The sequence below is a fragment of the Ruegeria sp. YKSD163 genome (assembly GCF_059612905.1).
This window is the reverse complement of record NZ_JBXWRM010000002.1, coordinates 356,409-372,314: the sequence shown is the minus strand read 5'-3', so window position 1 is coordinate 372,314 and position 15,906 is coordinate 356,409. Positions and strand designations below refer to the sequence as shown.

Here is a 15,906-nt window from a genome sequence, read left to right as displayed (position 1 = left end):
ACAAGCCGTGAACAAACCCTTTCCCTCGATCGCGTTCCGGCGTAATTTGCCCCCATGAGCAGCTATGACGACATGGACGCCTTCGAGGGCGTCTCGCTTTCCGCTCGCGCCATGGCGGCGCGCCCCACGCCGTATCTGGATGACCTCAACCCCGCTCAGCGCGAGGCGGTGGAGCGTCTGGATGGTCCTGTCCTGATGCTGGCGGGCGCGGGCACCGGCAAGACCAAGGCGCTGACCGCGCGCATCGTGCATCTGCTGATGACGGGGCGGGCCCGGCCCAACGAGATCCTGGCGGTGACCTTTACCAACAAGGCCGCGCGCGAGATGAAGAACCGCGTCGGCCGTCTGCTGGGCCAGCCTGCCGAGGGCATGCCCTGGCTGGGCACCTTCCATTCGATCTGTGTCAAGCTGCTGCGCCGGCATGCGGAACTGGTCGATCTGAAATCGAACTTCACCATTCTCGACACCGACGACCAGCTGCGCCTGCTCAAGCAGCTGGTGCAGGCCGCCAATATCGACGACAAGCGCTGGCCCGCGCGGTTGCTCGCCAATATCATCGACGGCTGGAAGAACAAGGCGCTGACGCCCGACAAGCTGCCCGCCGCCGAGGCTGGCGCCTATAACCATCGCGGGCCCGAGCTGTATGCCCAGTACCAGACCCGCCTGCGCGAGTTGAATGCGGTCGATTTCGGCGACCTGCTGTTGCACATGGTGACCATTTTCCAGACCCACCCGGATGTGCTGGAACAATATCAGCGCTGGTTCCGCTATGTGCTGGTGGACGAATACCAGGATACCAATATCGCCCAATACCTGTGGCTGCGGCTGCTGGCGGGCGGGCATCGCAACATCTGCTGCGTGGGCGATGACGACCAGTCGATCTATGGCTGGCGCGGCGCCGAAGTGGGCAATATCCTGCGGTTCGAAAAGGATTTTCCGGGCGCTCATGTGGTGAGGCTGGAACAGAATTACCGCTCGACCCCGCATATCCTTGCGGCGGCGTCCAACGTCATACGTGGCAACGAGGGGCGGTTGGGCAAGGCGCTGTGGACGGCCGCGCGAGATGGTGAAGAGGTCCGTCTGATCGGTCACTGGGATGGCGAAGAAGAGGCCCGTTGGATCGGAGAGCAGATCGAAGATCTTGTTGATGGTAGTTCGCCTGTTGCCAAGCGAAGGCAAAATTCTCGATCCGATCAGATGATGAGGGAAGTAGAGCGTCTTGATGAACTGGGTGCATTAAAAGGGTTCAATCGAAGAGAGGATTTGTTTGACGAGTTAAAGAAGCACGAAAGTTTCTTGGCAGATGACGGCAGGAAAAGTCTCATTTGGGAATTATCAATGAGGCAACAAGAAGGACGTTCTTTAGAAGCGGCTTTCCCAAGATTTTATCTCGATGAGATCGCCATCCTGGTGCGCGCGGCGCATCAGATGCGCGCGTTCGAGGACCGGTTCCTGACCATCGGCCTGCCGTACAAGGTGATCGGCGGCCCGCGTTTTTACGAGCGGATGGAGATCCGCGATGCCATGGCCTATTTCCGGCTGGTCACCAGCCCCGATGACGACCTCGCCTTTGAGCGGATCGTGAACACGCCCAAGCGTGGCTTGGGCGACAAGGCGCAGCAGGCCATTCGCGCGGTCGCGCGCGAAAACGGGGTGCCGTTGGTCGAGGGTGCGCGGATCGCGGTGGACCGCGGCCTGATCAAGGGCAAGGGCGGCAAGGCGTTGGGCGAGTTGACCGATGGGCTGACCCGCTGGGCCGCACTGACGCGCGGACCCCGGATTGAATTTGACGACGATTCTGTGATCGAGGACGGTGCTGCCCCGATGCAGTTCGGCGCGCCCGAGATGTCGCATATCGAGCTGGCGCAGGTGATCCTGGACGAGTCCGGCTATACCGCCATGTGGCAGAACGACAAGACGCCAGAGGCGCCGGGGCGGTTGGAAAACCTCAAGGAACTGGTCAATCAGCTGGACAATTTCGAGAACCTGCAAGGGTTTCTGGAACATGTCAGCCTTGTCATGGACAACGAACAGGACAGTGGCGGCGCCAAGGTCTCGATCATGACGCTGCACGCGGCCAAGGGGCTGGAGTTTCCCGCTGTCTTCCTGCCGGGATGGGAGGACGGCCTGTTCCCATCCCAGCGATCGATGGATGAAAGCGGCCTCAAGGGGCTCGAAGAGGAGCGGCGGCTGGCCTATGTGGGCATCACCCGTGCCGAAGAGGTCTGTACCATCTCCTTTGCCGCCAACCGGCGGGTGTTCGGCCAATGGCAGAACGCGCTGCCCTCGCGGTTCATCGACGAATTGCCCGAGGATCATGTCGAGGTGCTGACCCCGCCCGGCCTTTATGGCGGTGGCATGTCCACCCCCGGCATCGAAAGCCGCGCGGCGGCGGCGGATGGCTATAACTCCCCAGGGTGGAAGCGACTTCAGGCGCGTCAGGGGCAACATGGGCTTTCACAACCCCGCGAAAGCCGCACCGCGGTGATCGATCTCAACGCGGTGGCCAGTTTCACACTGGGCGAGCGCGTCTTTCATCAGAAATTCGGCTATGGACAGGTGATCGGCATCGAGGGCGACAAGGTCGAAGTCGATTTCGACAAGGCCGGACTCAAGAAGGTCGTTGCCCGCTTCCTCTCCGCAAAGGACGACGTGCCGTTCTAGGTGCGCGTGCGGCTTCTTTCTGGTCAAAAATACTCCGGGGGAGCCGCCACCGGCGGCGGGGGCAGCGCCCCCGATCCCTTTTCCCTTGCCACAAGACAAAAACGGCGGCGCCCAGGGAGGAGGAGGGGCACCGCCGTTCATTGCAACATCCAGGCAGGGAGGAGGAGAGCCCGAATGTATCCTGTCCGAACCATCGTCCGGTTATGGGGTCGCGGCGGTGCAGGGAGGAGGAGAGCACCGCCGCGCGCTTTCTACACCGGACAGGGAGGAGGAGAGCCCGGTGTATCCGCGTCCGGCTTTCTTTGCCGGTATTGTTGCGGCGGCATCAGGGAGGAGGAGGATGCCGCCGCGTCGTCTCAGGCCCTAGGGAGGAGGAGAAGGGCCTGATCCCGAAAATTCGTGGCGCTCAGCGCGCCGTGTAGTCCTTGGCCGCCTGCATGGCGACACGCTTGATCATCGACCGGTGCAGGCCCAGATCGGCCAGTTCCCGTCCCGACAGCGCCGACAGTTCGTTCACCGTCTGGCGATAGATGCGGTGCTCGGCAAACCGGCTCCGCGCGATCTCGATCAGCGCCAGAACGCCAAGACCGTGGTGGCCTTTCAGGGTGCTATGTTCGCTTGTCACAGCCATCGTTCTTATCCGTATCCGTTTCGTCCGCACCGTGTTGTGGCGCTTGCTTGAGGCTGAAGATAGGCGATTGCTGCAGGTGCACAATAGCCCTTCGATTCAATGCTGCTATGCAGCAAGTGCATAGATTACTTGGATAAGTTCGAGAATCTCTAAAAGCGCCATATTTTATTGAGGTTTTCTGATCCGACGCATTTGGCCGCTTTTTTTCGGTCGAGAACCACTCAAGAGCGAGCGTCTGAGACTTACGCGACGTGATTTTATTTTGAGCACGAAAAAAACGGACGCGGCCGCTGCCGCGCTGACTCGCGACTGGGCGATCTTGCATGGTTGCCAATTTGACCGGCGGATATGGGAAATCGTGGGACGGATGTATCTGGTCGCCGACGCGATCTCCATTTCATGGGAAGCGGGGTGTGATTCGCGTCAGATTTGAGAACAAAAAGAAAACATTAGGATGAGTATCGCTAGATGTAGAATTTTTTTGGGAAATCGAGGGAAATTTTGGGATGGAGCAAGTATGCCCATATATAGTTGCTCAATGTAAATATTTGTCTGTATCTCGTGTGCGGTCGCTCGATCCTTTTGATGTGTTCTTGCTTCGTTCAGATGGTGCCCTGCTGTATGTCCATAGATTGGTGTTGATTTCCATAATTTCCCATGGCATCCCTTGTTCATCCGATGAGGACGAGGCGACAGGGGCACCAAACGACCCCAACCAAGAATAACAAGGTTTCATACAGGCACTTCGCTTTCATCGAACCAAGAGATCCGGCGCGCGAGCGAGCAGACATCCCCCCAGGTGGCGCGCGCAGTCGGACACCCCGCAAAGCGGGCTAAGGCGGCGGGTTGATCAGTGGCAGCAGATCAACCCGCCGTTTTCACGTTTCTGGGGGCGGAAATTCAACGGGGGCGCAGGCGAAAGGGACAGTCAGCTTGGCGCGCAGGTTCAGAGGCGAAAGCAACCATAAGGTTGACAGCAAGGGGCGGGTGTCCATTCCCGCCTCGTTTCGCCGTGTTCTGGAGGCGGGCGACCCGAACTGGCAATCCGGCGGCAACCCCGAGCTGGTGATCGTTTACGGCGACCACCGTCGCAAGTTCCTCGAATGCTACACGATGGAGGCGATCGACGAGGTCGATGCCAAGATCGACGCGCTGCCGCGCGGCTCGATGGAGCGCAAGATGCTTCAGCGCATGTTCCACGGTCAGTCCTTTCCCACCAGCGTCGACGAGACCGGGCGCCTGGTGTTGCCTGCGAAGCTGCGTACCAAGATCGCGCTTGGCGACGAGGCCTTCTTTATCGCGGCGGGTGATACGTTCCAGATCTGGAATCCGGCCACCTATGAAGAGGAAGAGCTGGCCGCCGCCGAGGAATGGCTGGACGAGCTGCCCGAGGATTTCGATCCGATGCAGTATCTCGACGGGGCCGGGGGCAGCTGAGGTCATGTCCGGAACCGCTGCCCCCTCTCCCGACGATCCCCACATTCCCGTTCTGCTGCGCCCGCTTCTGGCGGCGGTTGCGCCGGTGTCGGGGGTCTGGCTGGACGGTACATTCGGCGCTGGTGGCTATACCCGTGGCCTGCTGGCCGCCGGGGCCGAGCGGGTGATCGCGGTGGACCGCGACCCGCTGGCCTTTGAACTGGCGGCGGGTTGGGCCAAAGACTATGGCGACCGGCTGGTGATGCAGCAGGGCGTGTTTTCCCGCATGGATGAATATGCCAGCGATCTGGATGGAGTCGTGCTCGATCTCGGGGTCTCCTCGATGCAGCTTGACCTCGCCGAGCGCGGGTTTTCCTTCATGAAGGATGGCCCGCTCGACATGCGGATGAGCCAGGAGGGGCCGAGTGCTGCCGATCTGGTCAATACCGCGACCGAGGCCGAACTGGCCGATATCCTGTTTCATTATGGCGAAGAACGCGCCAGCCGTCGCATCGCGCGGGCCATCGTCAAGGCGCGGACCGAGGCGCCGATCGAGACGACGCTGCAACTGGCTGCTCTCGTCGAAAGTTGTCTGCCCCGCCCCAAGCCGGGCCAGTCGCATCCCGCCACCCGCAGCTTTCAGGCGCTGCGCATCGCGGTGAATGCCGAATACGACGAATTGTTCGAAGGGATGATGGCGGCCGAGCGGGCGCTGAAGCCCGGCGGCAAGCTGGCGGTTGTCACCTTTCATTCGATCGAGGACCGGATGGTCAAGCGTTTCCTTCAGGCGCGGGCCGGGCGCAGCGGGCGGGCCAATCGCTATGCGCCCGAAACAGTCGAGGACGCGCCGCAGTTCGAGCTGCTGACGCGCAAGGCCATCGGGCCCGACGATCAGGAACTGGCCGAGAACCCGCGCGCGCGCTCCGCCAAGCTGAGGGTGGCGGTGCGCACCGACGCGCCGGCGGGCGCGGTCGATGCCAAGTCCATCGGCATGCCGCAACTCAAGGGGGGATCGCGGTGAAAAGTGTGTTCTATGTGCTGACGGCGCTGGCGGTTCTGGGACTGGCGCTTTGGGCCTATCAGGAGAATTACCGCACCCAGGAAGTGCTGAAAGACACCCAGCGCCTGCAACGCCAGATCGGCGAGGCCCAGGTCCGGCTGAGCGTGCTGCGTGCCGAATGGGCCTATCTCAACCGTCCCGACCGCCTGCGCGAGCTTGCTGACCTGAATTTCGAGCGTCTGGGCCTGTTGCCCATGCGTGCCGACCAGTTCGGGCGGGTCTCGGAAATCATGTATGCCGAGGATCCCGCCCTGCCGATCATCAACGGGATCGACGTGTCGAATTTCTCGGACGCCGGAACCCTGCCGCCGGAGCAACAGCCATGATCCGCACCCCTCTGCGCCCGCTCGCCCGAGTCCTGCATGCCCGTGCCAAGGGTGAGAATCCGGATCTGATCGAACGCGAGAACATCCGCCTGCGCCATGAAGAGATGCAGGACCGTTCGCGCGCCCGGGCCGAGGGGCGGCTGCTCGTGCTGGGCGTCTTTTTCTTCTGTGCATTTTCGGTGGTTGGCGCCCGTATGGGCATGCTGGCCTCTTCCGAGGCTCAGGAGCCGCTGGCCAGTGCTCCGGGCGCCTCCATTGCCGCCCAACGGGCCGATATCGTTGATCGCGAAGGGCGGCTCTTGGCCACCAATTTCGAGACCCATTCGCTTTATGCCCAGCCGCCGCAGATGGTCGACCCCGTCGCCGCCGCCGAGGGGCTGGTCAGCATCTTCCCCGATCTGGACAAGGATCGGCTGGTGCGCGACTTTACCGGCAAGCGCAAGTTCATCTGGATCAAGAAACGCATCAGCCCCGAACAGAAGCAGGCGGTGCATGATATCGGAGACCCCGGTCTGCTGTTTGGCCCGCGCGAGATGCGGCTTTATCCCAATGGCCGGCTGGCCGCGCATGTCCTGGGCGGTGCGGGCTTTGGTCGCGAGGGCGTCGACGCCGCCGAGGTGATCGGCGTTGCGGGCGTGGAAAAGCAATTCGACGGCTATCTGCGCGATCCGGCCAATGGCGCCAAGCCCCTGCAACTGTCGCTGGACCTGACTGTGCAGGCGGCGATGGAGCAAGTGCTGGACGGCGGAATGAAGATCATGAGCGCCAAGGGCGCCTCGGCCGTCCTGATGGATGTGCATACGGGCGAGGTGGTGGCCGCTTCGTCCTTGCCCTCTTTCGATCCCAATGACCGGCCACGCCCGCCCACCAGCGGGTTCGATCCATCGGACAGCCCGCTGTTCAACCGCTATGTACAAGGGGTGTACGAGCTGGGTTCGGTCTTCAAGATCTTCACCGCCGCGCAGGCGGTCGATCTGGGTCTGGTCAATTCCGATACCATCATCGACACCTCGGGGCCGATGCGGATCGGCAAGTTCCCGATCGGCGAGTTCAACAACAAGAATTACGGCAAGATCAGCATCGCCGACGTGATCGTGCACAGTTCGAACCGGGGCACCGGGCGGCTGGCGCTGCAGATCGGGGCCGAACGGCAGCAGGCCTTCCTGAACAGTCTCGGCATGTTCGACCCGACCCCGTTCGAGATCGTCGAGGCCTCGGGCGGGCAGCCGCTCAAGCCCAAGACCTGGGGCGAGCTGAGCACTGTCACCATTTCCTATGGCCATGGCCTGTCGACCAGCCCGATGCATCTGGCGGCGGGCTATGCCGCCATCGCCAATGGCGGGCAATATGTCAGCCCCACGGTGCTGAAACAGAAAGGCCCGCAATATGGCCCCCGGGTGATGTCGGAAAATGCCGCGCGTCAGGCGCGGGCGATGCTGCGCAAGGTGGTCACCAGCGGCACCGCCAGCTTTGGCGAGGTGCCGGGCTATCAGGTGGGCGGCAAGACCGGCACTGCCGACAAGCCCAAACCGCGCGGCGGCTATTACGAGGACAAGGTGATCGCCACATTCGCCAGCCTGTTCCCGGCCTCGGACCCGAAATACGTGCTGGTCGTGACGCTGGATGAGCCGTCGATCCTGGCCTATGGCGAAAAGCGCCGTACCGCCGGTTGGACCGCGGTGCCGGTCGCTGCCGAACTGATCGGTCGGGTGGCGCCGCTTCTGGGTCTCAGGCCACAGCTTGAGCCCGGGCAGGGGGCTGGCTATACGCTCACCTCGAACTGAACATGAGGTGAGGGCGCCATGGGTGACACGGCACGAAGACTAAGCCATCTGGCGCTGACCGCCCGGGGCGGGCGTGACCCTGAAATCACCGGGCTGGCCGTCGACAGTCGTCAGGTGCGCGACGGGTTCCTGTTCGCGGCGCTGCCCGGCAGTCGGGTGCATGGCGGCGAGTTCATCCAGTATGCGCTGCGCATGGGCGCCAGCACCATCCTGACCGATGCCGAGGGCGCCCGCATCGCGGCTGCCGAACTGGACGCCTCGCAGGCCGCGCTGGTGGTGGTCGAGGATCCGCGCCAGACGCTGGCCCTGACGGCGGCGCTGTGGTTCGGGGCGCAGCCCGCCACCATGGTCGCGGTCACCGGCACCAACGGCAAGACCTCGGTCTCGACCTTTGTGCGTCAGATCTGGACCGAGCTGGGCCATGATGCCGTCAACCTTGGCACCACCGGGGTCGAGGGCGCCTGGACCGCGCCGCTGGCCCATACAACGCCCGAGCCGATCACCCTGCACCGCTGTCTGGCCGAGGCGGCGGCAAACGGCGTCACCCATGCGGCGATGGAGGCCTCCAGCCACGGGCTGGAACAGCGGCGGCTCGATGGGGTGGTGCTCAAGGCTGCCGGTTTCACCAATTTCACCCAGGACCATCTGGATTACCACGAAACCTTCGAGGCCTATTTCGCCGCCAAGGCGGGGCTGTTCCGCCGTGTGCTGCCGCCTGATGGGGTGGCGGTGATCAACATGGATGACCCCAAAGGCGCCGAGATGCGCGCCATTGCCGCCGCGCGTGGCCAGAACGTGCTGACCGTTGGGCGCGGCCCCTGCGATCTGAGCCTGACCAACCAGCGGTTCGACGCCACCGGGCAGGACCTGCTGTTTTCCTGGCGGGGCAAGGCCTATCAGGCGCGGCTTGACCTGATCGGCGGTTTTCAGGCGGAAAACATCCTTTTGGCCTGCGGGCTTGTCATCGCCAGCGGCGACGCGCCCGAACGCGTGTTCGAAACCCTTCCGCATCTGGGCACGGTCCGGGGCCGGATGCAACTGGCCGCGACCCGCGCCAATGGTGCTGCGGTCTTTGTCGATTACTCTCATACCCCCGATGCGGTGGCCACCGCGCTCAAGGCGTTGCGCCCGCATGTGATGGGGCGTCTGGTGGCTATCGTCGGCGCCGGAGGCGACCGCGACCCGTACAAGCGCCCGCTGATGGGCAAGGCGGCGGTGGAAAACGCCGATATCGTCATCATCACCGATGACAATCCGCGCAGCGAGGACCCCGCCCTGATCCGCGCCGCCGTGATGCAGGGCGCCCCCGGCGCCACCGAAGTGGGCGACCGGGCCGAGGCGATCCTGCGAGGGGTCGACACGCTGGAACCGGGCGATGCCTTGCTGATCTGCGGCAAGGGACATGAGACCGGGCAGGTTGTGAGCGATCAGGTGCTGCCTTTTGACGATGTGGAACAGGCCAGCATCGCGGTGGCCGCACTGGAAGGAAGGCTGGCATGACCCTCTGGACCGCAGCCGAAGCCGCCGAGGCCACCGGGGGGCGCGCCCTGGGCGACTGGCAGGTCTCCGGTATCTCGATCGACACCCGCACCATTGCGCCGGGCGACCTCTTCGTCGCACTGACCGCCGCCCGCGACGGGCATGACTTTGTGGCGCAGGCGCTTGAGAAGGGCGCGGGCGCCGCGCTGGTCTCGCGCATCCCCGAGGGGGTGGCCCCGGACGCGCCGCTGTTGCTGGTCGATGACGTGCAAACCGGGCTCGAGGCCTTGGGCCGCGCCGGTCGCGCCCGTACACAGGCGCGGGTGGTGTCGGTGACCGGCAGTGTCGGCAAGACCTCGACCAAGGAAATGCTGGCCGCCATGCTGGGCGTTCAGGGCCGCACCCATGCCAGTGTCGCCAGCTATAACAACCACTGGGGCGTGCCGCTGACACTGGCGCGGATGCCGCGCGACACCGAATTTGCGGTGATCGAGATCGGCATGAACCATCCCGGCGAGATCGCGCCGCTGGCCCGCCAGGCCCGCCCGCATGTGGCAATGGTCACCACCGTCGCGGCGGTTCATCTGGAGGCGTTTGACGACGTGGCAGGTATCGCGCGCGAGAAGGCCGCGATCATGGAGGGGCTGGAGCCCGGCGGTGTGGCGGTTCTGAACGCCGATATCGCCGAGGCGGATATCCTGCGCGCCGCGGCGCAGGGTGCCCGGCAACTCTCGTTCGGGCGTGCCGCGCAAGACTATCGCCTGACCGGGGTCGAGGTGGCGGATGGGGTGACCCATGCCCGCGCCGACACACCGGCCGGCCCTGTCCGCTTCTCCCTGCAATCGGCGGGAACGCATTTCGCGATGAACGCGCTGGGCGCCCTGGCCTGCTGCGATGCACTGGGCGCCGATGCGGAGTTGTCGCTGCAAGGGCTGGAGCGCTGGACGCCCTACAAAGGGCGCGGCGCGCGGGAAACGATATCTCTCGCGGGCGGGACGCTGACCCTGTTCGACGACAGCTATAACGCCAATCCCACGTCGGTCGGTGCTGCGCTTGAGGTGCTGGCAGCTGCTCCGAGCACCCGCCGGGTCGCCTTTCTGGGCGACATGAAGGAGCTTGGTCCCGAGGAACTGCCGCTGCATGCCGGGCTGGCCGTGCTGCCGGCGATGGAAATGATCGACCGGGTCCATTGCATCGGGCCGCTGATGCGCGACCTGTTTGATGCTTTGCCCGAGGCCAAACGTGGGCGTTGGACCGAGACCGGCGCGCAAATGCTGGCCGAACTGCCCGCATTGGTCGCGCCGGGCGATGCAGTGCTGGTCAAGGGCTCGCTCAGCATGGGATTGGCCCGTCTTGTTGACGGGCTGCGCGAAATGGGCCATGGGGCCGGATCGAAACAGTCGGAAACGTAACAAGGACGCCGTCGCATGCTTTATTGGTTGACCGCCCTGTCGGACGGGGGGGATGTCTGGAACCTCTTCCGCTACATCACCTTCCGCGCGGGCGGGGCCTTCATGACGGCGTTGATCTTCGGGTTCCTGTTCGGGCGCCCGCTGATCAATGTGCTGCGCCGCAAGCAGGGCAAGGGCCAGCCGATCCGCGACGACGGCCCCGAGGGGCATTTTTCCAAGGCGGGCACGCCGACCATGGGCGGGCTGCTGATCGTGGGGGCGCTGTTGACCTCGACGCTGCTCTGGGCGCGCTGGGACAACCCGTTTGTCTGGATGGTGCTGTTCGTGACGCTGGCCTATGCGCTGATCGGCTTTGCCGACGACTATGCCAAGGTGTCGAAACAGAACACCAAGGGCGTGTCGGGCAAGATGCGGCTGGCGCTGGGCATCATCATCGCGGTGATCGCCGCGCTCTGGGCCAGCTACAACCACCCGGCCGAATTGCAGAACCAGCTGGCGCTGCCGGTGTTCAAGGACACGCTGATCAATCTGGGCCTGCTCTATGTGCCCTTCGCGATCTGCGTCATCGTCGGCTCGGCCAATGCGGTCAACCTGACCGACGGGCTGGACGGTCTGGCGATCATGCCCGCGATGATCGCGGCCTCGACCCTGGGCGTCATCGCCTATGCGGTGGGCCGGGTCGACTTTACCGAATATCTCGACGTGCATTACGTGCCGGGAACCGGAGAGATCCTGATCTTCACCGCCGCCCTGTTTGGCGCCGGGTTGGGGTTCCTGTGGTATAACGCGCCGCCTGCGGCGGTGTTCATGGGCGATACCGGTTCGCTGGCACTGGGCGGCGCGCTGGGTGCGATCGCGGTGGCGACCAAGCACGAGTTGGTGCTGGCAATCGTCGGCGGGCTATTTGTGGTCGAGGCGCTGAGTGTCATCATCCAGGTGCTCTATTTCAAGCGCACCGGCAAGCGGGTGTTCCTGATGGCCCCGATCCATCACCATTACGAGAAAAAGGGCTGGGCCGAACCCACCATCGTGATCCGCTTCTGGATCATCTCGCTGATCCTGGCGATGATCGGGCTGGCCACACTCAAGGTCCGCTGAGGCGGGCCTTTCGTACACCGAATTGACCGTTTCATAGGGGTCGGGCAAACCTCGTTTTCGACGTTCGCTGACCGCCAAACATGCCTTTCGAGGAAGAGCGGACTCTTAATGGCGACGCCAAGGATGCGGAGGCTTAGGGGCATTTCCCCGGTACCTGTCGCCACACTCCCTCCTTGCCCGGTGTCCCAAGCTGTTGCAGACTTTGGCTCAGAGAAGGGATGCAGTGTTTCACTGCGGGGTCTCAAGGTCGAACGGACCCGGGCTGTGGCATACTTTGGAGGGAGGGAGACATGACATCCAGTGGCTCGGACCCCGCACCGTCGGACCATGCGACGCCGCAGCAGGGAATGCCCGAGGTCAACGGGCTGACGGTGGATGATATCCGGGCGTCACTGAAGGCAGGCTTCGCCGACTTTCTTGCGCGGCCTATGATGAGCGGGTTCTTTGGCCTGTTCTATGCGGTGTTCGGGCTCCTGTTCGTCTGGTGCCTGGTCTGGCTCGGCGCGGTCTGGATGGTCATTCCCGCCGCGATCGGTTTTCCGCTGGTTGCACCCTTTGCCGCCGCCGGGCTCTATGAGATGTCCCGCCGACTGGCGCGCGGGGAGGAGTTTGGCTGGTCGGACATCCTTAACGTCATGAGTAGCCAGAGCAGGCGCGAAATGGGCTGGATGGCCTTTGTCACGCTGTTCATCTTCTGGGTGTGGTTCTACCAGTTCCGGACCGTTCTGGTGATCACCCTGCAGAACTCGTCCTTCTCGGATCTGGACGGGTTTTTGAACACGGTTTTCTTCACCCCGGAGGGCTGGATCTTCCTTGCGATCGGCGCCTGTGTCGGCGCGTTCCTGTCGGCGGTGCTGTTCTCGGTGACGGTCGTTGCCATGCCCATGCTGCTGGACCGCGAGGTCGATTTCATCACCGCTATGCTCACCTCGGTTCGCGTGGTGCGGGAGAACCCGGTGGTGATGCTCGGCTGGGCGGCGATCATTTTGGTCACCATGCTGTTGTCGATGGTTCCGGCATTCCTGGGCCTGATCTTTACCCTGCCGATACTCGGCCATACGACTTGGCACCTCTATCTGCGAGCCGTGTCGCCGGTAGAGCGGTGACGTGCCCAGTTGGCAGCGCGGATTTCGATGGCGAGGGGGGCAAGTTTCGCGAACCGCGCCAAGGAACCGATATGTTCCTTTCCCCTCCCTTGCGCCGCTTGCAATCCGCCAGAGCCTCGGTACAGGGTGGCGGCGGATGGGTTTGAGGGAGAGCAGGCATGATCCCGGTCAAAGGGTTTGCGGGCGCCAAGGTGGCGGTTCTGGGTCTGGGCCGTTCGGGTTTGGCCACGGCGCGGGCCTTGCGCGCGGGGGGCGCAGAGGCGCTGTGTTGGGATGACAACCCGGCCGCGCGCGAGGCGGCCGAGGGCGAGGGGTTCACCATCCGCGACCTGCGCAAACAGGGCGTCTGGGACGATACCGCCTGTCTGGTCGTGTCGCCGGGCATCCCTCACCTTTACCCCGAACCCAACCCGGTAATCGCCGCTGCTTTGGAGGCAGGGGTGCCGGTCGACAATGATATCGGCCTCTTCTTCCGCTCCTTCGCAGGACCCGAGTGGAACAGCATGGACACACTGCCCCGTGTGGTGGCGGTGACCGGGTCGAACGGCAAGTCGACCACCTCGGCGCTGATCCATCACATCCTGACCGAGGCCGGGCGGCCCGCGCAACTGGCGGGCAATATCGGGCGCGGGGTGCTGGATATCGAACCGGGAGAAGAGGGCTCGGTCGTGGTGCTGGAGCTGTCCAGCTATCAGACCGACCTGGCCCGCGCGTTGACGCCGGATGTGGCGGTGTTCACCAATCTGTCGCCCGATCATCTGGACCGGCATGGCGGCATGGGCGGGTATTTCGCGGCCAAGCGCCGACTCTTTGCCGAGGGCGGGCCGGATCGGGCGGTGATCGGGGTGGACGAGTCCGAGGGGATGTATCTGGCGGGCCAGATGTCCGAAGGACCGGGCGATGACCGGGTGATCCGGGTCTCGGTCAGCCGCAAGCTGACCGGGCCGGGCTGGCAGGTGTTTGCGCGCAAGGGGTATCTGAGCGAGTACCGCAAGGGGCGGCAGGCAGGGTCCATCGACCTGCGCGATATTCGCGGGCTGCCGGGGGCGCATAACCACCAGAACGCCTGCGCGGCCTATGCCGCCTGCCGGGCGCTGGGGCTGAGCCCGAAGGCGATCGAGATGGGGATGCGCAGCTATCCCGGCCTGCCGCACCGTAGCCAGATCGTGGCCGAGGCGGGCGGGGTCACCTATGTCAACGACAGCAAGGCCACCAATGTGGACGCGGCGCTGAAGGCGCTGGGCGCGTTCAAGCGGATCCGCTGGATCTGTGGCGGGTTGCAGAAGGAGGGCGGCATCGCGGCGCTGAACGGTGGCTTGGGCGAGGTGCTGAAGGCCTATGTGATCGGACGCGAGGCGGCCGGTTTCGCGTTGCAACTGGAGGTCGAGAGCGAGGTCTGCACCACCATGGACGAGGCGGTCGCCCGCGCCATGGCCGAAGCGGAGCCTGGCGATACGGTGCTCTTGGCCCCGGCGGCGGCGAGTTTCGACCAGTACAACAATTTTGAACGCCGCGGCGAAGATTTCATGGCCGAAGTGCAAAGGCGTCTGGCCGGGTAGGGGGCGCTGCCCCCGTCACCTGCGGTGACTCCCCCGGGATATTTCGAGCAAGAGGAATGAGCGCAGGCCTGCTCCTTCATTTCGCCTCAAATACTCCGGAGCGCGAGGCAGCGCCTCGCATCTGCGCTTGCGGTCAGCGCTGTGCCTTGGCAATCGCGGTGCCGGCGGCGTGGCCCGAGGACCAGGCCCATTGGAAGTTGTAGCCGCCGAGCCAGCCGGTGACATCCACCGCCTCGCCGATGGCGTAGAGGCCGGGGAGGGATTTTGCCGCCATGGTGCGGGCGTCGAGCGCGTCTGTGTCGATGCCGCCGAGCGTGACCTCGGCGGTGCGATAACCTTCGTTGCCCGAGGGGGTCAGGCGCCAGTCGTGCAGCGCCTCGGAGAGCGCGCGGAGCGCGCTGTCGGACTGATCGGCGAGGCGGCCTGACAGGTCCAGTTGCGGCGCCAGCGCCTCGATCAGCCTTGCGGGCAGCAGGCGGGCCAGTTCGGTTGTCAGGTCGCGGCGGCCCGCCGTCTGCCGCTGGTCGCGCAGAGTTGTGTAGAGGTCGCGGTCGGGGGCGAGGTCGATGCGGATCTCCTCTCCCTCATGCCAGTAGGAGGAGAGTTGCAGCACCGCCGGGCCGCTGAGGCCGCGATGGGTGAAGAGCAGCGCCTCGTCAAACGAGGCGCGCGCGTTCGACAGGCGGGCGGGCAGGGCGACACCGGCGAGGGGTGCAAAACGACCTTCAGGGAAGGTGAAAGGAACAAGGCCCGCGCGGGTCTCGGTCACCGGCAGGCCGAATTGCCGGGCGATGTCATAGGCCAGGCCCGTGGCGCCCATCTTGGGGATCGACTTGCCGCCGGTGGCCAGCACGAGATTGCGGGCGGTGAGGCGTTCCGTCCGGCCCTCGCGTTCGACCGTCAGCGCGAACCGCCCGTCGGCATGGGACAGCTCCCTCAGGCTGGTGTTGAGCCAGAGGGTCGCGCCCGCGCGTTCCATCTCCGAGAGCAGCATCGAGACGACCTGTTTGGCCGAACCGTCGCAGAACAGCTGGCCCAGCGTTTTCTCGTGCCAGGCGATACCGTGGCGGTTCACCAGGTCAATGAAATCCCACTGGGTATAGCGGGCCAGCGCCGATTTGCAGAAATGCGGGTTCTGCGACAGGAAGTTCTCGGGGCCTGCATACATATTGGTGAAGTTGCAGCGGCCGCCGCCTGAGATGCGGATCTTTTCCCCCGGCGCGCGGGCGTGGTCGAGCACCAGCGTGCCCGGTCCCGCATGGGCCGCGCACATCATGCCGGCGGCACCGGCGCCCAGGATGATCGTGTTCAACTGCATCTGCCGGGGGTGCCGTACCGCGCGCGATTTGGCAAGGGGGTCAGGTGATCGGG

12 protein-coding genes are annotated in these 15,906 nt (G+C 64.3%); 10 read left to right on the top strand and 2 right to left on the bottom strand.

Annotated features, from left to right (window positions below):
* Positions 1-54 precede the first annotated feature (54 nt).
* Positions 55-2,664, top strand: coding sequence for an ATP-dependent helicase (locus AC2FNA_RS04610; RefSeq protein ID WP_496824821.1), 2,610 nt, complete (start codon positions 55-57; stop codon positions 2,662-2,664).
* 406 nt (positions 2,665-3,070) lie between these two features.
* On the opposite strand, the gene AC2FNA_RS04605 is transcribed toward AC2FNA_RS04610, so the two are convergent.
* Positions 3,071-3,295, bottom strand: coding sequence for a DUF1127 domain-containing protein (locus tag AC2FNA_RS04605; RefSeq protein WP_496824819.1), 225 nt, complete (start codon positions 3,293-3,295; stop codon positions 3,071-3,073).
* A gap of 933 nt (positions 3,296-4,228) precedes the next feature.
* Between AC2FNA_RS04605 and mraZ the strand changes: the two genes are divergently transcribed.
* From mraZ to murD, 9 genes are all read left to right on the top strand, one after another.
* Entirely contained in the window at positions 4,229-4,732 is a 504-nt protein-coding gene (gene mraZ, locus AC2FNA_RS04600; RefSeq protein ID WP_234137703.1) for a division/cell wall cluster transcriptional repressor MraZ, read from the top strand.
* A gap of 4 nt (positions 4,733-4,736) precedes the next feature.
* The gene (gene rsmH / locus AC2FNA_RS04595) at positions 4,737-5,732 is read left to right on the top strand and encodes a 16S rRNA (cytosine(1402)-N(4))-methyltransferase RsmH (RefSeq protein WP_496824818.1); all 996 of its coding nucleotides are present in this window, start codon (positions 4,737-4,739) and stop codon (positions 5,730-5,732) included.
* Complete coding sequence (ftsL, locus tag AC2FNA_RS04590) at positions 5,729-6,097, top strand: cell division protein FtsL (RefSeq protein WP_496824816.1); 369 nt, start codon at positions 5,729-5,731, stop codon at positions 6,095-6,097. The genes rsmH and ftsL overlap by 4 nt, the downstream gene beginning before the upstream one ends.
* Positions 6,094-7,881, top strand: a complete 1,788-nt coding sequence (locus AC2FNA_RS04585) for a peptidoglycan D,D-transpeptidase FtsI family protein (protein ID WP_496824814.1) — start codon at positions 6,094-6,096, stop codon at positions 7,879-7,881. The genes ftsL and AC2FNA_RS04585 overlap by 4 nt, the downstream gene beginning before the upstream one ends.
* Before the next feature lie 18 nt (positions 7,882-7,899).
* Complete coding sequence (locus tag AC2FNA_RS04580; RefSeq protein WP_496824813.1) at positions 7,900-9,381, top strand: UDP-N-acetylmuramoyl-L-alanyl-D-glutamate--2,6-diaminopimelate ligase; 1,482 nt, start codon at positions 7,900-7,902, stop codon at positions 9,379-9,381.
* Positions 9,378-10,772, top strand: a complete 1,395-nt coding sequence (locus AC2FNA_RS04575; protein ID WP_496824811.1) for a UDP-N-acetylmuramoyl-tripeptide--D-alanyl-D-alanine ligase — start codon at positions 9,378-9,380, stop codon at positions 10,770-10,772. Before AC2FNA_RS04580 ends, AC2FNA_RS04575 begins: the two co-directional genes overlap by 4 nt.
* Positions 10,773-10,787: 15 nt before the next feature.
* Entirely contained in the window at positions 10,788-11,870 is a 1,083-nt protein-coding gene (mraY, locus tag AC2FNA_RS04570) for a phospho-N-acetylmuramoyl-pentapeptide-transferase (protein WP_496824809.1), read from the top strand.
* A gap of 290 nt (positions 11,871-12,160) precedes the next feature.
* Positions 12,161-12,976 (top strand): DUF2189 domain-containing protein, encoded by an 816-nt coding sequence (locus tag AC2FNA_RS04565; RefSeq protein ID WP_496824807.1) that lies wholly within the window; start codon positions 12,161-12,163, stop codon positions 12,974-12,976.
* 158 nt (positions 12,977-13,134) lie between these two features.
* Positions 13,135-14,535 (top strand): UDP-N-acetylmuramoyl-L-alanine--D-glutamate ligase, encoded by a 1,401-nt coding sequence (gene murD / locus AC2FNA_RS04560; RefSeq protein ID WP_496824805.1) that lies wholly within the window; start codon positions 13,135-13,137, stop codon positions 14,533-14,535.
* Between the two features lie 133 nt (positions 14,536-14,668).
* Here the strand turns inward: murD and AC2FNA_RS04555 are convergent, their stop codons facing one another.
* Complete coding sequence (locus AC2FNA_RS04555) at positions 14,669-15,853, bottom strand: BaiN/RdsA family NAD(P)/FAD-dependent oxidoreductase (protein WP_496824803.1); 1,185 nt, start codon at positions 15,851-15,853, stop codon at positions 14,669-14,671.
* Positions 15,854-15,906: the final 53 nt, after the last annotated feature.